This window comes from Comamonas humi, assembly GCF_054782535.1.
In genome coordinates this window covers 338,481-359,345 of the sequence record NZ_BAAGSH010000007.1, presented here as the reverse complement: position 1 = coordinate 359,345, position 20,865 = coordinate 338,481, and the positions used below count along the sequence as shown (strand labels likewise).

Here is a 20,865-nt window from a genome sequence, read left to right as displayed (position 1 = left end):
ATGGAAATGGAACTGTCCACCGAGACACTGGCAGGCATGGTGCGCGCCGACAGCGTGCACCGCAGCGTGTACACCGATCCCCGGATCTTCGATTTGGAGATGGAACGGATCTACGGCAAGGCCTGGATCTACGTGGGGCACGAGAGCCAGGTGCCCGGCACCGGCGACTACCACACCACGCGCCTTGGCGACCAGGACGTCGTCATGGTGCGCGCGGCGGACAAACAGGTGCATGTGCTGTACAACCGCTGCCCGCACAAGGGCGCCAAGCTGGTGGCCGAGGGCGAGGGCTGCGCCGGGCGGTTCTTCCGTTGCCCCTACCATGCCTGGACCTTCAAGCTCGACGGCACGCACCTGTCGGCGCCGCTGCGCAAGGGCCTGGAGAATACCTGCTACGACCCGGCCCACCCCGATTTCTCGATGCGGCGCCTGGCGCGGGTCGAGAGCTACCGCGGCTTCGTCTTTGCCAGCCAGAGTGCCGACGGCCCGGACCTGAAGGCCTTCCTCGGCGGCGTCATCTCGTCGATCGACAACCTCTGCGACCGCTCGCCCGAGGGCGAGGTCGAGGTGGCCGCGGGGAGCTTCCGCGTCATGCAGCATTCGAACTGGAAGGTGTTCTACGAGAACCTGCACGACTCCATGCATGCACGCATCACGCATGAGTCGTCCTTCGTCGCCGCGCGCGAGGAGGCGGCCGCCATCGGCGAGATGCCCTTCGAGCTGCTCATCATGGACGGCAACGGCGAGCCCTACGAGTTCTGGGAAAAGCTGGAGCTGCGGGCCTACCACAACGGCCACGGCTACATGGAGGGGATCTTCGACCCCGCCGCCGCAACCCGCGATCCGGTGTCGCGCGCCCACGTCGAGGCGCTGGCGCAGGTGCACGGCGAGGCGCGCGCGCAGGAGATCCTGGGCATGAACCGCCACAACACGGTGATCTACGGCAGCGGCTCGCCGCATACCGTGTTCCAGCAGTTCCGCGTGATACGACCCATCAGCGTGGACCGCACGATGATCGAGATCCAGGTGTTCCGCTTGAAGGGCGCGCCGCCCGAGGTCTTCGACCGGGCGCTGACCTACGCCAACCTCATCAACTCGCCCTCGTCCAACGTGATGCCCGACGACGTCGAGGTCTACCGCCGCTGCCAGGAGGGCAACCGGACCCGCGGCGGCGACTGGGTCAGCCTGCACCGCTACCTGGGCACGGATCAGGTGCTGGACGACGGCATGGTCTCGACCAACGGCACCAGCGAGCTGCCCATGCGCAACCAGTTCGCTGCCTGGCGCGCCTACATGGCCCCTGCAGCCGCGGCCGCATCCGCACACACCGCCGGCAAGGAGGCTCACCATGCAACTGCTTGACCGCAGCTTTGACCACTCCACCGCCGCCACGGCCGCCGCGCCGGCCGGCGAGGAACTGCGCCGCAGCGTCGAGCGCTTCCTGCAGCACGAGGCGCGCCTGCTGGACGAGCGGCGCTTTTCCGACTGGCTGGGCCTGTGGACGGAGCAGGGGCGCTACTGGGTGCCGCGCTTCCACGGCCAGGCCAATCCCTTCGAGCAGATCTCGCTGTTCTGGGAAGACCGCATGCTGCGCGAGGTGCGGGTGCGGCGCCTGGAGAACGAACGCAACTGGTCGCAGCAGCCGCCGACGCGCAGCACGCGCCTGCTCGGCAGCATCGCCATCGAGGGCGTGGATGCCGCGGGCCTGCTGATCGTGCGCTCGTCGCTGCACATGACCGAGTGGCGCCGCGAGCTGCGGCACCTGTGCGGCACCGTCTTCCACAAGCTGGAGGCCACGCCCGACGGCGGCTGGCAGATCCAGCTCAAGCGGGTCGACCTGGTGAACTGCGACGACACCTTCGCCAACCTCGAGGTGTTCATCTGATGCCGGGCGGCACCGCAGTCGTCGCGCTGCACTACCAGAACGATGTCCTGCACCCGGACGGGCGCATCCGCGTGGGCCTGGGCGCCGACGACCCGGGCCGGCAGGACGTGATCGAGGCGGCCGGCCGGCTGCTGGACGGCGCGCGCCGCCAGGGCTGGCCCATCCTGCACGGGCGCATCGCCTTCCGCCCCGACTATGCCGACCTGGCGCGGAACATGCCGATCATGCGGCGCACCGCGGAGATAGCTGCTGTGCAGGAGGGCGGCTGGGGCGCCGAGTTCTTCGACGCGCTCGCGCCGCGGGCGGCCGCGAGCGAGTTCGTCGTGACGCACAAGCGGATCAGCGCCTTCTACGGCACCGAGCTGGAATACCTGCTGCACCTGCTGGGCGCGCGCAGGGTCATCGTTGCCGGCGTGGCCACCCATTCCACCGTGGAAAGCACGGTGCGCGATGCGGCGGACCGGGGCTTCGAGGTGGCGGTGGCGCAGGACGCCTGCGCGGCGGCGGACCGCGCGGTCCACGCCGCATCGCTGGAGAGCATGCGGCTGATCGCCGAGATAGGCACGGTTGCGGCCTTGCTGCAAGGGAGGGAGTAGACATGGCTATATCGACAACGGCAGGGCGGCTTGAAGGGCGGCTTGCGGGCCGCGTGGCCATCGTCAGCGGGGCGACCCAGGGGCTGGGCGCGGACATCGCGAAGGTCCTCGCGTTGGAGGGCGCTCGGGTGTTCCTGCTGGGCCGCAGCCGCGCCGCGGGCGAGGTGGTGGCTGCGGAGATCGGCGCGTCGGCCAGCTACCTCGAGGTGGACATCACCGACGATGCGGAGCTGGACCGCTGCGTCGCCGCCGTGGCGGCGCAGTGCGGCGCGGTGCATCTCCTGGTGAACAACGCCTGCAGCTACGACGACAGCGGCCTGGCCTCGACGCGGGCGCAGTGGATGGCGACGCTGAACGTCAACCTGGTATCGGCCGCGATGCTGACGCAGAAGGCCGTGGCCCACATGCCCGCGGGCGGCACCGTCATCAACGTGGGCAGCACGGGCGGCAAGTTCGGCGCGTCGGGGCGGGCGATCTACCCGGCGTCGAAGGCGGCGCTGATCCAGATCACGCGCAACTTCGCGGTCGACCTCGCGCCGCGCGGCATCCGGGTGCTGTCGGTGTCGCCGGCCTGGACCTGGTCGCCGTCGGTGGAGCGCATGAGCGGCGGCGACCTGGCCGCCGCCGATGCCGTCGGTGCGCGCTTCCATCCACTGGGCCGCGTGGGCCGGGGCGAAGAGGTCGGCCAGGCCATCGCCTTTGCCGCGAGTGCCGATGCCTCGTGGATGACCGGCACCGACCTGGCCGTCGATGGCGGCTTTGCCTGCCTGGGGCCCGACCAGGGCATTTCGCCATCGACCTGGTTTGCCCGCCTGGCGGGCCAGCGCTGACCCTCGCATCCATCTTCTTGCAGCATCCACACCATGCCCAACACCCAGCAACCCACCGACGACGCCCTGATCGTCGGCAGCGGCATCAATTCACTCGTGTGCGCGGCCCTGCTGGCGCGCAAGGGGCTCAAGGTCCGCGTGCTCGAACGCGAGGCCGTGCTCGGCGGCTGCATCCGCACCGACCAGCTCACGCTGCCGGGCCTGCTGCACGACACGCTGTCCACGGCGCATCCACTGTTCCTCGTCGGCCCCGCCTATGCGGCGCTGGGCAAGGCCTTGCACGAGGCTGGGCTGCAGTACTGCAACACGGAACTGCCCACCGGCGTGCTGCTGCCCGACGGCCGGCATGCGGTGCTGTCGACCTCGCGCGAGCGCAACGTGCGCAGCTTCGATGCGCTGCACCCCGGCGACGGCGCGGCCTACGAGGCCGCACTGGCTGAGGTGGCAACCCAGGCGCCGCTGCTGTTTTCGCTGCTGGGCAACCAGCTCTGGGGGATGGGCACGGCGAAGACGATTGCCGGCGCGGCCTGGCGCCAGGGGCCGCGCGCGCTGTCGGCCTTCTTCGGCCAGGCGCTGGTGCCGGCGCGGCCCTGGCTGGCGCAGGCCTTCGGCTCCGAGCTGCCCGCGGCGCTGCTGGCGCCCTGGGTGTTGCACTGCGGGCTGGGGCCGGATGCGCCGCTGTCCGCGCTGATGGCGCGTGTCGTCGCGTTCTCGCTGGAGGCGGTGGGCATGCCCATCGTGCAGGGCGGCAACTATAACATCGTGCGGGCCTTCGAGCGGCTGATCCGCGAGGCGGGCGGCACGCTGGAGGTAGGTGCCGACGTCGAGCGGGTGCTCGTCGAGCGCGGGCGGGCCGTGGGCGTGCGGCTCGGCGACGGGCGCGAGTTGCGTGCCCGCGAGGTGGTCTGCAACGTCACCCCGTCGCAGCTGTACCAGCGCCTGCTGCCGCCCGAGGCCGTGCCGCCGGAAGTCGCGCTGCAGGCGCGGCAGTGGCGCCACGGCAAGGGCAATATGCAGATCCATCTCGCGCTGTCGGAGCCGCCCGCGTGGCCCGATGCCGAACTGGCCCGGGTCGGCTACCTGCACCTGACGGCGGGCGCGGATGCCGTCTCGCGCGCGGTGAACGAGGCCGAGCGCGGCCTGCTGCCGGTCGAGCCCACGGTCTGCGTCGCGCAGCCGACGGCGCTGGACCCGAGCCGCGCCCCCGAGGGCCGGCACATCCTCTGGATCCAGGTGCCCGAGTGCCCGCGCGAGCCGGTCGGCGATGCGGCCGGCCGCATCGAGGTGCCGGCGGGCGGGCGCTGGACGACCGCGCTGCGCGAGGCCTTTGCCGACCGCATCGTCGACCGGCTCGCGGCCCAGGTGCCCAACCTGCGCAGCAGCCTGCTGGCGCGGGCGGTGCTGTCGCCGGCCGACCTCGAGGCGCTGAACATCAACCTGGTGGGCGGCGATCCCTACGGCGGTGACTGCAGCCTGGACCAGTCCTTCCTGTGGCGGCCGCTGCGCGCCACCCGCAACCACGAGACGCCGGTGGCACACCTGTGGCACATCGGCGCCTCCACGCATCCCGGCCCGGGCCTGGGCGGCGGCTCGGGCTTCCATGTGGCGCAGGCCCTGGGCGCGGCCTGAGCCGCACGACCGCATTGTTTTTTCAGGAGACCTCTATGACTTCATCGCTTGCCCAATTCGCCCAGGACATCGCCAGCGGATCCGTCCGGGTCATCGACCTGACGCACACGCTCAACGAGTCCTTTCCGGCGCTGCAACTGCCGCCGCAGTTCGGCCAGGTCGCACCCTTCAGGATGGAGCGCATCTCGCGCTACGACGACGCGGGGCCGGGCTGGTACTGGAACAACTTCAGCTGCGGCGAGCACACCGGCACGCATTTCGACGCCCCGGCGCACTGGGTGACGGGCAAGGACCAGCCCCTGAACAGCGTGGACACCATCGCGCCGCAGCGCTTCATCGCACCGGCCGTGGTGGTGGACGCGAGCGCGCAGGTCGCGGAGAACGATGACTGGCTGCTGACGGTGGAATTCCTCGAAGCCTGGGAGGCCCGGCACGGGCGCATCCCCGAAGGCGCCTGGCTGCTGCTGCGCACCGACTGGTCGCGGCGGCTCGCCGATCCCGCATCCTTCGTCAACATGCGCGAGGACGGCGCCCACACGCCCGGCCCGACGCAGCAGGCGGTGGAGTGGCTGATCCGCGAGCGCAACGTGGCCGGCTTCGGGGTCGAGACGATCAACACGGATGCCGGCCAGTCCTACCAGTGGCCGGTGGCCTATCCCTGCCACACGCTGATGCACGGGGCCAACAAATTCGGCCTGCAGTGCCTGCGCAACCTCGACCAGCTGCCCGCCACCGGCGTGCTCATCGTGGCGGCGCCGCTGAAGATCGAAGGCGGTTCGGGCAGCCCGCTGCGCGTGCTCGCGCTGGTCTCCTAGCCGCGCAAGGTCTGGCGCTACTGGTGCAGCCGCGTGGTCTGGCGCGGCAGCTCGCCGAAGCGCTCCTTGTAGTAGGCGGAGAAGCGCCCGAGGTGGCCGAAGCCGCATTCGATGGCGATCTCGGTCACGTTCCGCGACTGGGATGACAGCAGCTCGCGGCGTGCCTCGTCCAGCCGCAGGTTGCGCACCAGGTGCATGGGCGAGACGCCGCGGTACTTCTGGCACAGCGCGTTGAGCGTGCGGTTCGTCACGCCCAGGGCGTCCGCGAGGTCGTCCAGCGACAGCGGCTCGAACAGGTTGCTGCCGATATAGGCTTCGAGCTGGTCGATGCGGTGGCGGCCGGCCATCGCGGATTCGAGCGCCATGCCCGCGGGGCTGGCGCCTGCGCTCTGGGGCGATGGCTGGTGCGCCCCGAGGTACAGGGCCAGCGCATGCTCGAAATGCGCCAGCCAGGCCTGCGACGGCGCGGCGCCGTTCGCGGGCGGCAGCAGCACCAGCATCTGCTGCAGCAGGCTGAGCCACTGGCTCGCGGTCTCGGGGGCCAGCTTGAAGACCGAGCTGTGCCAGATAGCGCGCGAAGAAGCGGCCGGGCCCTGCATCATCGCGTCCGGCACCTTGACGATCAATTGCTGGCAGCCGGCCTGCCAGTGGATGCGGGCGCCATGCCGCGCCGACAGCACGGCGATCTCGCCGTTGCCGATGCGGGTCGAGTGGCCGCCGGCCTCGATGTCCGCGGTGCCCTGCAGCGGCACCTGGACCAGCGCGAAATCGTCGAAGGCCTCGGGGCTGACCTCGACCTCGGCCCCGTACTTCAGCACGAGCAGCTCGATATGGCCGAGCTTGCGCCGGTACAGCGCCGTGTCCACGTTGCCGTCGCCCCAGCGCAGGCGGTGCTCGGCAATGGCCTGGCACATCAGCCGCTGCGACTCGGTGCTGGAGCGCGAGCGCAGCACGGGGTGGCTGTAGATCTTCGAGAGATCCAGCGAGGTGGCGTACATGTCGTGTGGTCTCCGAGGCGTTCGTGGGGCCGCCGTTTCCCCTCTTGCCGCGGGAGGCCGAGGGAGCCGTTCAGTCTGCGCTATCGGAGCCGACTTGCCCATCGGTGAATCCACCCGGGCCGGAGACATGAAAAAAGCCCCGCAGGCGCAAACCTGCGGGGCTGTGCTGTGAGCCAGGCTCAGAGCAGCGGGGCGATTACATGCCCATGCCGCCCATGCCGCCCATGTCGGGCATGGCCGGAGCCGCTGCCTCGGCCTTGGGGGCTTCGGCGATCATGGCTTCGGTCGTCAGCAGCAGCGAGGCCACGGAAGCGGCGTTCTGCAGCGCGGTGCGGGTCACCTTGGTCGGGTCCAGGATACCCATTTCCAGCATGTCGCCGTAGGTGTCGTTGGCGGCGTTGAAGCCGTAGTTGCCCGAACCGTTCAGCACGGCGTTGACCACCACCGAGGGCTCGCCACCGGCGTTGGCCACGATCTCGCGCAGCGGGGCTTCGATGGCCTTCAGCACCAGCTTGATGCCGGCGTCCTGCTCGGCATTGCCCGTCTTCAGCTCGCCCACGGCTTGCTTGGCGCGCAGCAGGGCCACGCCGCCGCCGGCCACGATGCCTTCTTCCACGGCAGCGCGGGTGGCGTGCAGCGCGTCTTCCACGCGGGCCTTCTTTTCCTTCATCTCGACTTCGGTGGCAGCGCCGACCTTGATCACGGCCACGCCGCCGGCCAGCTTGGCCACGCGCTCTTGCAGCTTCTCGCGGTCGTAGTCGCTGGTGGCTTCTTCGATCTGGATGCGGATCTGCTTGACGCGGGCTTCGATTTCAGCAGCCTGGCCAGCGCCGTCGATGATGGTGGTGTTTTCCTTGCCGATCTCGACGCGGGCAGCCTGGCCCAGGTCTTCCAGCGTCACCTTCTCGAGCGTCAGGCCCACTTCTTCAGCGATCACCTTGCCGCCGGTCAGGATGGCGATGTCTTCCAGCATGGCCTTGCGGCGGTCGCCGAAGCCAGGAGCCTTCACGGCCACGACCTTCAGGATGCCGCGGATGGTGTTGACCACCAGGGTCGCCAGCGCTTCGCCTTCGACGTCTTCAGCCACGATCAGCAGCGGACGGCCGGCCTTGGCCACGGCTTCCAGCGTGGGCAGCAGGTCACGGATGTTGCTGACCTTCTTGTCGTACAGCAGCACGAAGGGGTTGTCCAGGATGGCGGCCTGCTTCTCGGGGTTGTTGATGAAGTAGGGCGACAGGTAGCCACGGTCGAACTGCATGCCTTCCACGACATCCAGCTCGTTGTCCAGGCTCTTGCCTTCTTCCACGGTGATCACGCCTTCCTTGCCGACCTTGTCCATGGCTTCGGCAATGATGTTGCCCACGGATTCGTCGGAGTTGGCGGAGATCGAGCCGACCTGGGCGATTTCCTTGGAGGTGGTGGTGGCCTTGGATTGCTTCTTCAGCTCTTCCACCAGGGCGGCGACAGCCTTGTCGATGCCGCGCTTGAGGTCCATCGGGTTCAGGCCGGCGGCCACGTACTTGGAGCCTTCGCGCACGATGGCCTGGGCCAGCACGGTGGCGGTGGTGGTGCCGTCACCGGCGATGTCGTTGGTCTTGGAGGCCACTTCCTTCACGAGCTGAGCGCCCATGTTCTGCAGCTTGTCCTTCAGTTCGACTTCCTTGGCCACGGACACGCCGTCCTTGGTCACGGTGGGGGCGCCGAACGAGCGCTCCAGCACCACGTTGCGGCCCTTGGGGCCCAGGGTGACCTTGACCGCGTTGGCCAGGATGTTCACGCCTTCAACCATGCGGGCGCGGGCTTCGCCGCCGAAAACTACGTCTTTTGCTGCCATTTGTGGCTCCTACAAAAAATTTGGGTCAAATTGGCTGCCAGCCCTTGTCTATCAAGCGCAAGCAGCTATGAAAATTGAATGAGCGAAAGAGAATTACTTCTCAACGACCGCGAACAGGTCTTCTTCCTTCATCACCAGCAGTTCGTTGCCGTCGACCTTCACGGTCTGGCCCGAGTACTTGCCGAACAGCACGCGGTCGCCGACCTTCACGCCCAGGGCGATGGATTCACCCTTGTCGTTCTTCTTGCCGGGGCCCACGGCCAGCACTTCGCCCTGGTCGGGCTTCTCGGCGGCGTTGTCGGGGATCACGATGCCCGAAGCGGTCTTGGTTTCGTTTTCCAGGCGCTTAACGATCACGCGATCGTGCAGGGGACGCAGGTTCATCACAACTCCTTCAATGGTGTCAATACCAGGTTTCGATGTCGGCGCCGCGCTGGCGCAGGCCGGCGCGGCGGGTAAACAAGCAAGAAGCCAAGGCGGTCAGCGATGCTGTTAGCACTCGGCTTCTATGAGTGCTAATAATACGGTCTGCCGGCGACGATTCAAGAGACAGGGGTAAAAATTTTGCGCGAAGGCAGCCATCGTTTTGATGAAACTGCCGTGAAACCAAGATGCAGAGAGCGCAGGCTGCTATCTTTTCAGGATTTTTCGGGGTTTACCCTGCGAGGGCCTTCAGCGCATCGCCGGTGAGCCGGTAGCGGATCCACTCGCTCTGCGGCTTGGCATCGAGGCTGTCATAGAAGCGGATCGCCGGGGTGTTCCAGTCGAGCACGCTCCACTCGAAGCGGCCGCAATCCTGCTCGACCGCGATGCGCGCCAGGTGGCGGAACATGGCCTTGCCGGCGCCGTTGCCGCGGCAGGCCGGGTCGATGTACAGGTCTTCGAGGTACAGGCCGTTGCGGCCCTGCCAGGTGGAGTAGTTGAAGAAGTACACCGCGAAGCCGATGGCCACGCCGTCCTGCTCGCAGATCAGGCCATGGGCCGTGGCGCCTTCGCTGAACATGGTCTGGTGCACATGCGCCGGCGTGGAGAGCACCTCGTGCTCGGCCTTTTCATAGATCGCCAGGTCGCGCACAAAGCGCAGGATGGTGTCGGTGTCTTCGAGGGTGGCGGGGCGGATGGTGAGGGCCATGGCGGGAGCTGCGCAAAAAAGCGTGCATCCTAGCAGGCGCGATCCTTACAGCCGCGGAAGCCAGGTGGCGACCAGCCAGGCCACCAGCGCCCCGGTGGCGATGCCGCCGAGGATTTCCCAGCGCGTATGCCCCATGCGCTCGCGCAGCGGCAGGGCATCGCCGTGGCCGCGGTTCAGCCGGTTGATGGCGGCCGCATGCCGGCCCACCTGCCGGCGCAGGCTGGCGGCATCGAGGATCACGACGAAGGCCAGCGCCAGCGCCACGCCGAAGGCCGGGTGCGAGATGCCGTGCTTCAAGCCGATCAGCACCGCCATGCTGCTGACGATCGCGCTGTGGTTGCTGGGCATGCCGCCGTAGCCGATCAGCCCGAAGGCCGGCTGGCCGGCGCGCAGGCTGTTGATGGCGAACTTGAGCGAGCCGGCCGCCAGCCAGGCGAGAAACGGGGTCAACAGGTAGGACAGGTCCATGCTCATCCCTTCACCCCGGTCATGGCCCACACGCACACGGCCACCCAGGCCAGCACGGTGGCGAGCAACGGCCAGTCGGCCAGCAGGGCGTCGGTGGGCGATTCGCCGCCATCCAGCACATCCACCACGTACCAGTAGCGGAACAGGCCGAACAGCACCAGCGGGATCGACACCACCAGCTGCGGCCGCACCGACATGACGAACATGCTGTAGAACAGCAGCGCGCCGGTGGCGGCGATCTCGGCGTAGCGGTCGACCAGCGGCACCGAGTATTTCTCCAGCACCGCGCGCGATTCGGTGCCGCTTTGCTGCAGCTCCTGGCGGCGCTTGAGGGCGGCGAGGTACAGCGCCAGGCACAGCGTGGTGACGAACATCCACGAGCTGACGGGAACGTGCAGCGCCTGGGCTCCGCCCCACACGCGCAGCACGAAGCCGATGGCGATCGTGAAGATGTCCAGCACCGGCTGGTGCTTCAGGTAGTAGGTGTAGGCCAGGTTCAGCAGCAGGTAGACCGCGATCACCTGCACCACCTCGGGCGCCAGCCACCAGCCGGCGACCAGCAGTACGTAGAGCAGGCCGAGCAGGGCCAGCGCCTGCGGCACCGTCACCACGCCGGCGGCCAGGGGCCGGGTGCGGGATTTGCGCGGATGCTTGCGGTCGTGCTCGATGTCGCGCAGGTCGTTCACGATATACGTGGCCGACGAGGCCAGGCAGAACAGCAGCATGGCCATCAGCGCATGCGCCACTGCATCGCGGTTCAGAAACGAGCCGGTGAAGACCAGCGGCGCCAGCACGAAGCCGTTCTTGACCCACTGCCGGGGCCGCATCAACCGGACCAGTCCGCGCAGGCGCTCGGCGGTGGACGGGGCGGGGGCCGCATCAGTCCGCATGCCGGCTCCAGCGCTGTGCCACCTGGAAGAAAACACCGGTCCACAGCATGATGAAGCCGGTCAGGAATACCGCCATGTGGCGCTCCACCTCGACCATGCCGTCGCCGAACACCGAGCTGAACAGGGTGTAGAAGCACACCAGGCCACCGATCCAGATGGTGCAGGCCCAGAGCGAGTCTTTCCCGCGCGAGACGAGCGAGAGCACGAAGGCCGCTGCCGCGATGAGCGCCATCACGGCGAGGCCGGCGTAGTACACCGGCCGGGGCGAGGCCACGATGAGCGATGACGGCGAGGTGGCGAACAGCCCCGGCGCCAGTTCGCTGGCATGGCGGGGAAAGTAGTGCTTGATGAAGCCGTAGACGAACTGGTATTCGTTGATGCCGTTCAGCAGGGTCTTGGCGATGGTTCCGGGTTGATGCAACGCCAGGTTCAGCAGCTTGAGCCGGCTCACCTTGCTCACTTCGGGGCAGGTGTTGATCTTTTGCTCGTTGAACATATGGGCGCTGACGCCGGCAAACTGCGCGCATTCGGGCCGCAAGCCCACGAGGGTGGCGGCCTCCTGCGGGTTGCTGGAGTTCATCAGCACGCCATAGAAAATGGTGTCGGTGCGGTTGACGCGGTCGATGCCCGCATAGAAGTCCTTGCTCTCCGCGGGCCGCAGGTAGAGCTGGCACAGCCCCGCCACCACGATGCCGCACAGCACGGCCGCGGCCTGGGCCGGATAGCGCCTGCCGTTCATCAGCACGAACAGCGCCGCCAGCACGACGCCCAGGAACAGGTACTGCTGGTTCGAGAAGCCCAGCATGAAGGCCAGGCCGGCCACCAGCAGCCAGCCGGAGCGGCTGCGCGTGAAGGCGTCGAAACGGCAGGCCACCAGGGTCACGGCGAGGAACAGCGAGAAGAACACGCTGGTGAACACGGGGTACAGCGCGTGGAAGTACATCAGGCTGCTCAGGTCCCACAGCAGCAGCACGAAGCCGACGGTCAGGAACAGGCGCAGCCGCATACTGGTGATGGCGCAAAGCAGCCACGAGAACACCGCCAGCAGCACCGCCAGCTTGGCATAGCCGAGCTGCTGGATGGCAAAGCGGTCGCCCAGCTGGTGCCACAGCTTCAGGCTGCTGAGGTACAGCGACTCGGCGGTGGGATTGCAGTATTGCCAGAGCCTTTCGCCGCCATAGGCCAGCGTGGCGACGACCCGGTCCGGCGCCGGGCTGTGGAAGGCCTCGGAGCGCTCGTCGAAGTTCCAGATACCCACGCAGCCCGAGGTGCGCAGGAAATCGAAGTTGTTCGGATAGCCCAGCAGCGGCGTGTGCGTGGAAAAAACAAAGAACCGGGCGAGACCCAGCGCCACCAGGGCGGCGATGAGCAGCCAGGGCCAACGGGAGCCGGCGCGGGCCGGGAGAGAAGCTTGCATGGGGCGCTATTGTCCCTTGCCCGACAGCAGATTCTGCAAGATGCGGAAATGGTCCTCGAAGAACTCCGATTCGCGCGCGGCGATGTCGGCGATGGGCAGCCAGAAGGCCTCGGCCGCGTCGTCGTCGGCGCGCACGCCGGGCTTGGGGGCGTGCTTCAGGTCGAAGTAGTGCACATGGGTGATGGTGCGGCCGCGCTGGCTGCGGTCGGGGTGGTCGAAGACGTTGACGGAGACCAGGGCGCTTTTCAGCGCGGGCTCATCGAGCGTGCAGTGGGTCTCTTCGGCCAGCTCGCGCAGGCAGGACTGCCACAGCGTGTCGCGCGGCTCCAGGAAGCCGCCGGGCAGCGCCAGCAGACCGCGGCCGGGCGCGTGGCCGCGGCGGATCACCAGCACCTCGTCGGCGCAGCGCAGCAGCGCGTCCACGGTGACGAACACCGGCGGGTAGGGCGCCGTGGCCCACGAGGCCTTGTAGCGCTGCAGCATCTGCCATTCGGCCTGCAGCTCGGCATAGTCGGGGCGCCGGCTCCATTGCTGGAGGAAGTGCAGCGACGACAGCGGCAGCGCGGGCGCCAGCGCCGGAAAGCCCTGCGCGATGGCGGCAGGCTCGGCGCCGAACCACGCGTCGCGCACCGGCGTGGCGTCGAACTCGTTTTGCCGCGGCAGGCTCACCAGCTTCCAGCCAGGGAATTGCGCCAGGTAGCCGCTGCTGCTGTCCTTGAAATGGCCCACCAGGCCGATGCGTTCGCCCGGCGCGGTGTGCTGCTGCACGGCCTCGCGCACGGCGGCCACCCAGCGCGGCTCGTCGTAGTAGTCGCGCACCGGGGCAAAGCGCACGCGGGCAGCCTGCTCGGGCGGCAGCGCGCCGGCCAGCATCTCGGCGCGCTCCTGCCAGGTGAAGGGGTTCTTGGGGCTGCGCGCCTGGAAGGCGGAGCCGAGGATGACCACCACCTGGCGGGCGCGCGCCAGCGCCTGCTGCAGCAGCGCCAGGTGGCCGAGGTGCGGCGGCTGGAAGCGGCCGATCAGTACGGCGCTGTCATAGGTTTCGTAGGTGTCGGATGCGTTGCTCATGTCTCAGGGGTAAAAGGCGGCGATGGGCATCTGCCGGCCGGTGCCGAAGGCGCGCGGGCGCAGCCGCAGGATGGGCGGGGCCTGGCGGCGCTTGTACTCGCTGCGCACGATCAGGCGGCGCACCTTGTCGATGGTGGCGCGGCCCTCGGCCGTGGTGGCGAGCTGGTCGACGAAGCGGCGGGCGGTCTCGTATTCGCGGCCGGGCAGGCGCTGGCCCTCGATCAGGATGCGCAGGATCTCGTCGAGCACCGGGTAGGGCGGCAGGCTGTCCTCGTCCTTCTGGCCCGGCGCCAGCTCGGCCGACGGCGGCTTGTCGATCACGGCCTGCGGGATCAGCTCGCGGCCGGCGCGCTCGTTGACGTGGCGCGCCAGCGCGAACACCTCGGTCTTGTACAGGTCGCCGATCAGGCCCAGGCCGCCGTTGGTGTCGCCATACAGCGTGCAGTAGCCCACCGAGATCTCGGACTTGTTGCCAGTGGTGAGCAGCAGATGGCCGAAGGCGTTGCTGAACTCCATCAGGGTGGTGCCGCGGATGCGCGCCTGCAGGTTCTCCAGCGGCAGGCCTTGTAGCGGCTGGCCGAAGCTGCTCTCGTATTGAGAGCTGTAGGCGCTTACCAGGTCTGCGATGGGATGGGTTTTGAGTGCTATCCCGAGGTTGCGGCACAGCGCCACCGAGTCGTCGACCGAGCCGCTCGACGAAAAGCGCGACGGCATGGTGATACCGACCACGTTGGCTGGCCCCAGCGCCTCGGCGGCCAGCGCCAGCGTGAGGGCCGAGTCGATGCCGCCCGAGCTGCCGACCACCACCTGTTTGAAGCCGCAGCGGCGCGCGTAGTCACGCAGGCCCAGCACGATCTGCTCGCGGTAGAACTCCATGGTGGGCAGGCCCTGTGCGGGCGGGCGCGGCGGCTGGCTGCCGTCGGCGGCGAGAAAACGGCCCTGCTCGACCTGCAGCGTGCATACCGCCTCGGCAAAGCGCGGGGCCTCCCACACCACGCCGGCGTCGGGCTGCACGGCGAACGAGGCGCCGTCGTAGACGATCTGGTCGTGCCCGCCGATCTGGTTTACGTACAGGATGGGCAGCTGGTGGCGCTGCGCGGCCTGGCCGAAGATCTGGTGGCGCTGCTCGCGCTTGCCCAGCTGGCTGGGGCTGGCGTTGATGCTGACGACCACGTCGGGCGCGGCGTCGGCCATGCGCTCGAAGGGGTTGGTGGCGTAGTCGGCGCCCTCGTCGTTCCAGCCGTCCTCGCAGATCAGGAAGCCGACCTGGGCGCTGCCTATGCGCAGCACCTTGGCCGCGTCGCGCCCGGGCTCGAAGTGGCGGCGCTCGTCGAAGATGTTGTAGGTGGGCAGCAGCTGCTTGTCGTACTGCAGGCGGATCGCGCCGTCCTGCAGCACCAGCAGGCTGTTGTGCAGCGGCTTGCCGGGGCCGCTGCGCCGCGTGGGCGCGCCCACCACCCAGTACAGGCCGGGCCACCGGCGCGTGGCCTGCAGCAGCCGGGCCAGGCCGGCGTCGACGCGGGCGAGGAACTCGGGTTCGTCCAGCAGGTCGCCGGGGTAGTAGGCGGTGAGCGACAGCTCCGAAAAGACCACCAGCGCCGCGCCCTCGGCCTGGGCGCGTTCGGCGGCGGCGGCCATGCGGTCTATGTTGCCGTCGATGTCGCCCACGGTGACGTTGAGCTGGGCCAGGGTGATGCGCAGCATGGTCGGCTCCTCAGTTCTTGACGCCGAAGACCTGCTTGAGATACGCCAGGTAGGTCTCGTCGTCGCACAGCGTCTTGCCCGGGCTGTCCGAGAGCTTGGCCACCGGCTGGCCGTTGGCGTGGGTGAGCTTCATCACGATGTTGATGTGCTCCAGCCCCATGTCGTTGGCCAGCTGGGTACCGATGCCGAAGCCGCACTGGATGCGGTCGGCGAAGTGCTGGTACAGCGCCAGCGCCGAGTCCAGCGTCAGCCCGTCCGAGAACACCAGGCGCTTGGTGTGGGCGTTGATGCGCAGATGGTCGTAGTGGGCCAGGGCCTTCTCGCCCCACTGGTACGGGTCGCCCGAGTCGTGGCGCAGGCCGTCGAAGAGCTTGGCGAAGTACAGGTCGAAGTCGGCCAGGAAGGCGTCCATGCCCACGGTATCGGTCAGCGCGACGCCCAGGTCGCCGCGGTATTCCTGCACCCAGTCCTCGAGCGCGGCGCTCTGGAAGTCGCGCAGCCGCACGCCGTGCGCCTGGTAGCTCTGCAGGTACTCGTGCGCCATGGTGCCGATGGGCACCAGGTCCAGGTCGCGCGCCAGCAGCACGTTGGACGTGCCCTTGAACCACTGCGCCGTCTGCGTGGCGAAGGTCTGCACCACCTCGCGCTGCCACGCGCCCGAGAAGCGCCGGCGCACGCCGAAGTCGAACAGCTCGAACGGGTGGCGGTGCTTGGCCTCCTGAGCCAGCTCCTGCAGCCGCACCACCTTGGCGGCCAGGCGCCGGCGGCCCTCGGTGAGCGCGGCCTGCTGGTCGAAGCGGCGGAAGTACAGCTCGTTGACGATGGACAGCACGAAGATCTCGAAGCCCATCACATGCACCTGCGGGCCGCTGGCCACGATGTGCAGGTGCTCGCCGTCGGCCCGGACCTCGATGAAGTCGCGCTGGAACTGGAAGATGCGCAGGAAGTCGATGAAGTCCGACTTCATGAAGCGCCAGCTCGCCAGGTAGTCCAGCTCGTCCTTGCGGAACTTGAGCTGGCACAGGTGGTCGATCTCGGCGCGCACCTCGTCGACCAGCTCGGCCATCGGGAAGGCGGTCTTGGTGCGGCAGACGAAGCGGTACAGCGACTGCGTCTGCGGGTGGCGGTGCAGCATGGCCTGCCACATGGTGAACTTGTACAGGTCGGTGTCGAGCAGGCTGGTGATGATGGGCGTCATGCCGTTGTCTCTGTGCTTCATCTATGAAATTGATAGCTGCTGGCGCTTGCTACATGAGCGCTACAGGCCAAAAAGACTATAAATCGAAGGCCGCGCTGTTTTCGCAGCGTACACCGAGTTCGCGCATGCGCGAGAAAAACGCGTCCTGCGCCGCCTCGAAGCCGGCCACCGGGCTCATGCAGTCGGTGAGCAGCACGATGCGCGACAGGTCGGGCGCGCCCCAGTGCTGCACGATGTGCTCGGTGGTGGCCCGCACGCAGTGGCTGCCGGCCTCGCCGGCGATCACCAGCAGCGAGCTTTCGCGCAGCCCGGCCAGCAGGGCCTCGTTGACGCCGGTGTCCGCGTCCTGCGGGTCGGGCACCTCGGCGCGGATGGCGCTGTAGTGCTCGGTCCAGGGGTTCATGCCCTTGAAGACATGGCGCACCGCGCGCTGGCGCCGCTCTTGCCAGCGGCGGCAGGCGGCGAGCACGTCGGCATGCACGCCATGGCCCCAGCTGCCGATCTCGCAGTGCAGCGGCCAGACCATCAGCTGGTAGCGGCTCTGGGCCTCCAGCGCATCCAGGTAGGCCAGCGTGCGCGGCAGCGCCGTGGCGTCGCGCGGTGCGTAGCCGCCGGCGCGCACCTGGGCGGCGCTGATGGTGGTGAAGGGCGCTACGGCCGCGCCACCCGGCTGCAGCCAGAAGGCAGGGTGGGCGATGTCATAGGCCTGGTGCGAGTCCAGCGTGACGGTGATGCGGTCGAGCCGCGCGGCCTGGCGCTCGATCCAGCGGGCCAGGCGCTGCAGGTCGGCATGCGCGCCGGCCACCGGCAGCGCGGGCGTCTGCCCCTCGCGGGCGGGCAGGTCGCAGAAATCGTTCTGCGGGTCGATGACGAGCAACTGGATGGTGGACTGCATGCTGACTCCTTCGATGCACGCAGTCTACGCCTGTTAATTTAGTTTTGCAACTAAGTGGCGGTGGCATACTTGTCCGCATGCCTGGAGACTTGGTAACAAAATGAAGAAAACCACGGACATGGAGACCGGGGTGCTGGTCAGCGTCGACGTGGTGCTGCTGACCCTGGTCGACAGCGAGCTGCATGCGGTGCTGGTGCGGCGCGCGCATGCGCCGTTCGCCGGTGTGTGGGCGCTGCCCGGCGGCTACGTCCATGCGCAGGAGGATGCCGACGCCCAGGCCAGTGCGGCGCGGGTGCTGCGCGACAAGGCCGGCATCGACGGGGTGTACCTGGAGCAGCTGGCCACCTTCAGCGGCCCGGCGCGAGACCCGCGCGGCTGGTCGGTGGCGATCGCCTACTGTGCGCTGGTGCCGCAGCCGCAGCTACCTGCAGACCGGGCTGACGTGGCCGTGGTGCCGGTGGCAGCGCTGCCGCAGCTGCCGTTCGACCACCGCGCCATCATCGAGGCCGCGCTGGCGCGCGTGCGCAGCAAGAGCCAGTATTCGTCGCTGCCGGTGCACCTGTGCGGCGACACCTTCACGCTGCCGTACCTGCAGTCGGTCTACGAGGCCGTGCTGGGCGAGCCGCTGAACAAGGTGAGCTTTCGCCGCAAGATGGACGAGATGGGCCTGCTCGAGGCCGTGCCGGGCGCGATGCAGGGCGGCGCCCACCGACCAGCCCAGCTGTACCGCGTGCGGCCGGCCTTCCGCCAGGCGCTGGCCTTGAGCGCGCGGGGGCTGTAGCGAGCTTCGTCAACTGAACAGGCTGATGCCCAGCATTGCCAGCACGACGAAGAGGATGGCGATGGCCACGAAGATGAAGAACAGGATCTTGGCAATGCCGGCCGCGCCCGCCGCAATGCCGGTGAACCCCAGCACACCGGCAACCAGCGAGATGATGGCGAAGATGATGGCCCACTTCAGCATGGAGGACTCCTTGTCGTTGTCGAAGGCCCCAGCGTAGTGCCGCCACCCCTGCCGCGGCCGTAGGTGCTTGCGGGAAACCCTGCGTAGGAGGCCGCCGCGCCGCCATGAAAAAAGCATGCCCCGGGGGGCATGCTTTTTAGAGGCGCAGGGCAGGCGTCAGCAGCAGCGCATGGGCCGTCCCGCACCGCTGGCGCCGTAGCGCGCATCCAGGCGGTTCTTGAAGAACTCCTCGTAGCTCATGCAGGGCTGGCCCGGGTGGGTCTGCTCCATGTGGCGCACGTAGGTGCCATAGTCGGGCATGCCGACCATCAGGCGGGCGGCCTGCCCGAGATAGCTGCCGGCCTGCTTCAGTTGCTGCAGATTGAGCATCGCGGTCTCCTCAGCGACCGCCGGCGGCGGCCGGCATGGGCTCGAAGGGGGTTTCGCGGTCGGTGCGGCCCGATTCGCGCCGGGCCTGCAGCGACACCTTGAACGCATAGACCAGCACGCTGAAGACCACCAGCAGGAAGATCGCTGTCAGCGTGGCATTGGTGTAGGCGTTGAAGGCGATGGCCTTCATTTGCTCCATGCTCTTGGCCGGCGCGATCAGCTGGCCCGCGGCCACGGCGTCGCTGTACTTTTTGCCCAGGCTCACGAAGCCGACGGCCGGGTTGGGGTCGAGCAGCTTGATCAGGCCGGCCGCCGAGGTGCACAGCACCAGCCAGGCCGCAGGCACGGCCGTGACCCAGGCGTACTGGCCGCGCTTCATCTTGATCAGCACCACCGTGCCCAGCATCAGCGCAATGGCCGCCAGCATCTGGTTGGAGATGCCGAACAGCGGCCACAGCGTGTTCACGCCGCCCAGCGGATCGACCACGCCCTGGTACAGCAGCCAGCCCCACATGGCCACGCAGCCGGCGGTGCCTATGAGGTTGGCCAGCAGCGAATCGGTCTTCTTCAGCACGGGCACGAAGTTGCCCAGCAGGTCCTGCAGCATGAAGCGCCCGGCGCGCGTGCCGGCGTCCACGGCCGTCAGGATGAACAGCGCCTCGAACAGGATGGCGAAGTGGTACCAGAAGGCCATCATGTTCTCGCCCGGCAGCGCCTGGTGCAGGATGAAGGCAATGCCCACGGCCAGCGTGGGCGCGCCGCCGGCGCGCGCGAGGATGGTGTGCTCGCCCACGTCCTTGGCGACCTGGTCCAGCTGCTCGGGCGTGATGTGGAAGCCCCACTGGCTCACCGCGGCCGCCACGCTCTGCACGTCGCCGCCCACCAGGGCCGGCGGGCTGTTCATCGCGAAGTACACGCCGGGCTCGATCACGCAGGCACCCACCATGGCCATGATGGCCACGAAGGACTCCATGAGCATGCCGCCGTAGCCGATGTAGCGGGCGTTGACCTCGTTGTCGAGCAGCTTGGGCGTGGTGCCCGAGGAGATCAGCGCATGGAAGCCCGACACCGCGCCGCAGGCGATGGTGATGAACAGGAAGGGGAACATGCTGCCCTTCCAGACCGGGCCGGTGCCGTCGGTGAACTGGGTCAGCGCCGGCATCTTGAACTGCGGCGCCACGATCAGAATACCCAGCGCCAGCGCGATGATGGTGCCGATCTTGAGGAAGGTGGAGAGGTAGTCGCGCGGCGCCAGCAGCAGCCACACCGGCAGCAGCGAGGCGATGGCGCCGTAGGCGATCAGCATCCAGGTGATCTGGATGCCGGTGAAGGTGAAGGCCGGGCCCCATTCCGGGCTGGCTGCCACCCGGCCGCCGGCCCAGATGGAGCCCAGCAGCAGGATCAGGCCGACGACGGAGATCTCGCCGATGCGCCCCGGGCGTATGTAGCGCATGTACACGCCCATGAACAGCGCGATGGGCATGGTCGCCATCACGGTGAACATGCCCCAGGGGCTCTCGGCCAGCGCCTTGACCACGATCAGCGCCAGCACGGCGAGGATGATGATCATGATCAGGTAGGCGCCGAACAGGGCGATGGTGCCGGGCACCTGGCCCATTTCCTCGCGCACCAGTTCACCCAGCGAGCGGCCGTTGCGCCGCGTGGAGATGAACAGCACCATGAAGTCCTGCACCGCGCCGGCCAGCACCACGCCGGCGATCAGCCACAGCGTGCCGGGCAGGTAACCCATCTGCGCGGCCAGCACCGGGCCCACCAGCGGGCCGGCGCCGGCGATGGCGGCGAAGTGGTGGCCGAACAGCACGTGCTTGTTGGTGGGCACGTAGTCCAGGCCGTCGTTGTTGAGCACGGCCGGCGTGGCGCGCCTGGCATCGAGCCCCATCACCTTGGTGGCGATGAACAGGCTGTAGTAGCGGTAAGCCACCAGGTAGATGCTGACGGCGGCGGCCACCAGCCAGATGGCATTGACGGGCTCTCCGCGCCGCAGGGCGACGACGCCCAGACAGGCCGCCCCTATGGCGGCGAGCAGGACCCAGCCGACGTGGCTGACCCCGCTTTTCGATGGTTGCTGCTGCATGCCGAAAATCCTCCCTAGAGTTCTCCGCAGCACAGGCCGGACGCCCGTGCGTGACGGCATCGACCGGGCCATTTTGGT

Annotated in this window: 21 protein-coding genes; 7 read left to right on the top strand and 14 right to left on the bottom strand. The window is 68.3% G+C overall.

The annotated features are described in order from the left end of the window. The first annotated feature begins 6 nt into the window (after positions 1 to 6). From ACYVKR_RS08870 to ACYVKR_RS08845, 6 genes are read left to right on the top strand one after another with little or no spacing between them, the layout of a single operon-like run. The gene (locus ACYVKR_RS08870) at positions 7 to 1,362 is read left to right on the top strand and encodes an aromatic ring-hydroxylating dioxygenase subunit alpha (RefSeq protein WP_460480443.1); all 1,356 of its coding nucleotides are present in this window, start codon (positions 7 to 9) and stop codon (positions 1,360 to 1,362) included. Continuing rightward, complete coding sequence (locus tag ACYVKR_RS08865; protein WP_460480442.1) at positions 1,349 to 1,885, top strand: aromatic-ring-hydroxylating dioxygenase subunit beta; 537 nt, start codon at positions 1,349 to 1,351, stop codon at positions 1,883 to 1,885. The genes ACYVKR_RS08870 and ACYVKR_RS08865 overlap by 14 nt, the downstream gene beginning before the upstream one ends. After that, on the top strand, positions 1,885 to 2,481 hold the full coding sequence (locus tag ACYVKR_RS08860) for a cysteine hydrolase family protein (RefSeq protein ID WP_460480441.1): 597 nt from the start codon (positions 1,885 to 1,887) through the stop codon (positions 2,479 to 2,481). The genes ACYVKR_RS08865 and ACYVKR_RS08860 overlap by 1 nt, the downstream gene beginning before the upstream one ends. 2 nt (positions 2,482 to 2,483) lie before the next feature. Beyond that, positions 2,484 to 3,311, top strand: coding sequence for an SDR family oxidoreductase (locus ACYVKR_RS08855; protein ID WP_460480440.1), 828 nt, complete (start codon positions 2,484 to 2,486; stop codon positions 3,309 to 3,311). A 33-nt stretch (positions 3,312 to 3,344) separates the two neighbouring features. After that, positions 3,345 to 4,940 carry a phytoene desaturase family protein gene (locus tag ACYVKR_RS08850; RefSeq protein ID WP_460480439.1) on the top strand — a complete coding sequence of 532 codons (1,596 nt, stop codon included), beginning with the start codon at positions 3,345 to 3,347 and terminating at the stop codon, positions 4,938 to 4,940. Between the two features lie 35 nt (positions 4,941 to 4,975). After that, a complete protein-coding gene (locus ACYVKR_RS08845; protein WP_460480438.1) occupies positions 4,976 to 5,755 on the top strand; it encodes a cyclase family protein in 780 nt (259 codons plus the stop codon). Positions 5,756 to 5,772: 17 nt separating this feature from the next. Here ACYVKR_RS08845 and ACYVKR_RS08840 read toward each other — a convergent pair whose 3' ends face one another. The 11 genes from ACYVKR_RS08840 to ACYVKR_RS08790 all read right to left on the bottom strand — a co-directional run bounded on the left by ACYVKR_RS08840 (position 5,773) and on the right by ACYVKR_RS08790 (position 17,359). Then, on the bottom strand, positions 5,773 to 6,753 hold the full coding sequence (locus ACYVKR_RS08840) for an AraC family transcriptional regulator (RefSeq protein ID WP_460480437.1): 981 nt from the start codon (positions 6,751 to 6,753) through the stop codon (positions 5,773 to 5,775). A 196-nt stretch (positions 6,754 to 6,949) separates the two neighbouring features. Beyond that, positions 6,950 to 8,587 (bottom strand): chaperonin GroEL, encoded by a 1,638-nt coding sequence (gene groL / locus ACYVKR_RS08835; RefSeq protein WP_460480436.1) that lies wholly within the window; start codon positions 8,585 to 8,587, stop codon positions 6,950 to 6,952. A gap of 93 nt (positions 8,588 to 8,680) precedes the next feature. Beyond that, on the bottom strand, positions 8,681 to 8,971 hold the full coding sequence (gene groES, locus ACYVKR_RS08830; protein ID WP_460480435.1) for a co-chaperone GroES: 291 nt from the start codon (positions 8,969 to 8,971) through the stop codon (positions 8,681 to 8,683). Between the two features lie 271 nt (positions 8,972 to 9,242). Continuing rightward, positions 9,243 to 9,719, bottom strand: a complete 477-nt coding sequence (locus ACYVKR_RS08825; protein ID WP_460480434.1) for a GNAT family N-acetyltransferase — start codon at positions 9,717 to 9,719, stop codon at positions 9,243 to 9,245. 45 nt (positions 9,720 to 9,764) lie between these two features. Continuing rightward, positions 9,765 to 10,187, bottom strand: a complete 423-nt coding sequence (locus ACYVKR_RS08820; protein WP_460480433.1) for a divergent PAP2 family protein — start codon at positions 10,185 to 10,187, stop codon at positions 9,765 to 9,767. Between the two features lie 2 nt (positions 10,188 to 10,189). Next, entirely contained in the window at positions 10,190 to 11,077 is an 888-nt protein-coding gene (locus ACYVKR_RS08815; protein ID WP_460480432.1) for a decaprenyl-phosphate phosphoribosyltransferase, read from the bottom strand. Further along, on the bottom strand, positions 11,067 to 12,494 hold the full coding sequence (locus ACYVKR_RS08810) for a hypothetical protein (RefSeq protein ID WP_460480431.1): 1,428 nt from the start codon (positions 12,492 to 12,494) through the stop codon (positions 11,067 to 11,069). The genes ACYVKR_RS08815 and ACYVKR_RS08810 overlap by 11 nt, the downstream gene beginning before the upstream one ends. 6 nt (positions 12,495 to 12,500) lie before the next feature. Continuing rightward, positions 12,501 to 13,562 carry a bifunctional nicotinamide-nucleotide adenylyltransferase/Nudix hydroxylase gene (locus ACYVKR_RS08805; RefSeq protein ID WP_460480430.1) on the bottom strand — a complete coding sequence of 354 codons (1,062 nt, stop codon included), beginning with the start codon at positions 13,560 to 13,562 and terminating at the stop codon, positions 12,501 to 12,503. A 3-nt stretch (positions 13,563 to 13,565) separates the two neighbouring features. Further along, positions 13,566 to 15,266 carry an NAD(+) synthetase gene (locus ACYVKR_RS08800; RefSeq protein WP_460480429.1) on the bottom strand — a complete coding sequence of 567 codons (1,701 nt, stop codon included), beginning with the start codon at positions 15,264 to 15,266 and terminating at the stop codon, positions 13,566 to 13,568. Positions 15,267 to 15,276: 10 nt separating this feature from the next. Beyond that, positions 15,277 to 16,464 carry a nicotinate phosphoribosyltransferase gene (gene pncB, locus ACYVKR_RS08795; protein ID WP_460480682.1) on the bottom strand — a complete coding sequence of 396 codons (1,188 nt, stop codon included), beginning with the start codon at positions 16,462 to 16,464 and terminating at the stop codon, positions 15,277 to 15,279. 76 nt (positions 16,465 to 16,540) lie between these two features. Next, on the bottom strand, positions 16,541 to 17,359 hold the full coding sequence (locus ACYVKR_RS08790; RefSeq protein WP_460480428.1) for a cysteine hydrolase family protein: 819 nt from the start codon (positions 17,357 to 17,359) through the stop codon (positions 16,541 to 16,543). Between the two features lie 100 nt (positions 17,360 to 17,459). Here ACYVKR_RS08790 and ACYVKR_RS08785 point away from each other — a divergent pair, with 100 nt between their 5' ends. Beyond that, positions 17,460 to 18,140, top strand: coding sequence for an NUDIX hydrolase (locus ACYVKR_RS08785; protein ID WP_460480427.1), 681 nt, complete (start codon positions 17,460 to 17,462; stop codon positions 18,138 to 18,140). 9 nt (positions 18,141 to 18,149) lie between these two features. Here the strand turns inward: ACYVKR_RS08785 and ACYVKR_RS08780 are convergent, their stop codons facing one another. The 3 genes from ACYVKR_RS08780 to ACYVKR_RS08770 all read right to left on the bottom strand — a co-directional run bounded on the left by ACYVKR_RS08780 (position 18,150) and on the right by ACYVKR_RS08770 (position 20,787). Next, positions 18,150 to 18,323 carry a DUF1328 domain-containing protein gene (locus ACYVKR_RS08780; RefSeq protein WP_460480426.1) on the bottom strand — a complete coding sequence of 58 codons (174 nt, stop codon included), beginning with the start codon at positions 18,321 to 18,323 and terminating at the stop codon, positions 18,150 to 18,152. A 156-nt stretch (positions 18,324 to 18,479) separates the two neighbouring features. Continuing rightward, a complete protein-coding gene (locus ACYVKR_RS08775; RefSeq protein WP_460480425.1) occupies positions 18,480 to 18,692 on the bottom strand; it encodes a YbdD/YjiX family protein in 213 nt (70 codons plus the stop codon). Between the two features lie 10 nt (positions 18,693 to 18,702). Then, positions 18,703 to 20,787, bottom strand: coding sequence for a carbon starvation CstA family protein (locus tag ACYVKR_RS08770; protein ID WP_460480424.1), 2,085 nt, complete (start codon positions 20,785 to 20,787; stop codon positions 18,703 to 18,705). Between the last annotated feature and the right edge of the window lie 78 nt (positions 20,788 to 20,865).

What these genes read in the sequence shown, in the direction of transcription:
- ACYVKR_RS08845 (WP_460480438.1), top strand. Translation starts at nt 4,976, where the DNA reads ATGACTTCATCGCTTGCCCAATTCGCCCAGGACATCGCCAGCGGATCC.
- ACYVKR_RS08850 (WP_460480439.1), top strand. Translation starts at nt 3,345, where the DNA reads ATGCCCAACACCCAGCAACCCACCGACGACGCCCTGATCGTCGGCAGC.
- ACYVKR_RS08810 (WP_460480431.1), bottom strand. Translation starts at nt 12,494, where the DNA reads ATGCAAGCTTCTCTCCCGGCCCGCGCCGGCTCCCGTTGGCCCTGGCTG.
- ACYVKR_RS08865 (WP_460480442.1), top strand. Translation starts at nt 1,349, where the DNA reads ATGCAACTGCTTGACCGCAGCTTTGACCACTCCACCGCCGCCACGGCC.
- ACYVKR_RS08805 (WP_460480430.1), bottom strand. Translation starts at nt 13,562, where the DNA reads ATGAGCAACGCATCCGACACCTACGAAACCTATGACAGCGCCGTACTG.
- ACYVKR_RS08780 (WP_460480426.1), bottom strand. Translation starts at nt 18,323, where the DNA reads ATGCTGAAGTGGGCCATCATCTTCGCCATCATCTCGCTGGTTGCCGGT.
- ACYVKR_RS08870 (WP_460480443.1), top strand. Translation starts at nt 7, where the DNA reads ATGGAACTGTCCACCGAGACACTGGCAGGCATGGTGCGCGCCGACAGC.
- ACYVKR_RS08800 (WP_460480429.1), bottom strand. Translation starts at nt 15,266, where the DNA reads ATGCTGCGCATCACCCTGGCCCAGCTCAACGTCACCGTGGGCGACATC.
- ACYVKR_RS08820 (WP_460480433.1), bottom strand. Translation starts at nt 10,187, where the DNA reads ATGGACCTGTCCTACCTGTTGACCCCGTTTCTCGCCTGGCTGGCGGCC.
- groL (WP_460480436.1), bottom strand. Translation starts at nt 8,587, where the DNA reads ATGGCAGCAAAAGACGTAGTTTTCGGCGGCGAAGCCCGCGCCCGCATG.
- ACYVKR_RS08815 (WP_460480432.1), bottom strand. Translation starts at nt 11,077, where the DNA reads ATGCGGACTGATGCGGCCCCCGCCCCGTCCACCGCCGAGCGCCTGCGC.
- ACYVKR_RS08825 (WP_460480434.1), bottom strand. Translation starts at nt 9,719, where the DNA reads ATGGCCCTCACCATCCGCCCCGCCACCCTCGAAGACACCGACACCATC.
- pncB (WP_460480682.1), bottom strand. Translation starts at nt 16,464, where the DNA reads ATGACGCCCATCATCACCAGCCTGCTCGACACCGACCTGTACAAGTTC.
- ACYVKR_RS08860 (WP_460480441.1), top strand. Translation starts at nt 1,885, where the DNA reads ATGCCGGGCGGCACCGCAGTCGTCGCGCTGCACTACCAGAACGATGTC.
- ACYVKR_RS08855 (WP_460480440.1), top strand. Translation starts at nt 2,484, where the DNA reads ATGGCTATATCGACAACGGCAGGGCGGCTTGAAGGGCGGCTTGCGGGC.
- ACYVKR_RS08770 (WP_460480424.1), bottom strand. Translation starts at nt 20,787, where the DNA reads ATGCAGCAGCAACCATCGAAAAGCGGGGTCAGCCACGTCGGCTGGGTC.
- ACYVKR_RS08785 (WP_460480427.1), top strand. Translation starts at nt 17,460, where the DNA reads ATGAAGAAAACCACGGACATGGAGACCGGGGTGCTGGTCAGCGTCGAC.
- ACYVKR_RS08775 (WP_460480425.1), bottom strand. Translation starts at nt 18,692, where the DNA reads ATGCTCAATCTGCAGCAACTGAAGCAGGCCGGCAGCTATCTCGGGCAG.
- groES (WP_460480435.1), bottom strand. Translation starts at nt 8,971, where the DNA reads ATGAACCTGCGTCCCCTGCACGATCGCGTGATCGTTAAGCGCCTGGAA.
- ACYVKR_RS08790 (WP_460480428.1), bottom strand. Translation starts at nt 17,359, where the DNA reads ATGCAGTCCACCATCCAGTTGCTCGTCATCGACCCGCAGAACGATTTC.
- ACYVKR_RS08840 (WP_460480437.1), bottom strand. Translation starts at nt 6,753, where the DNA reads ATGTACGCCACCTCGCTGGATCTCTCGAAGATCTACAGCCACCCCGTG.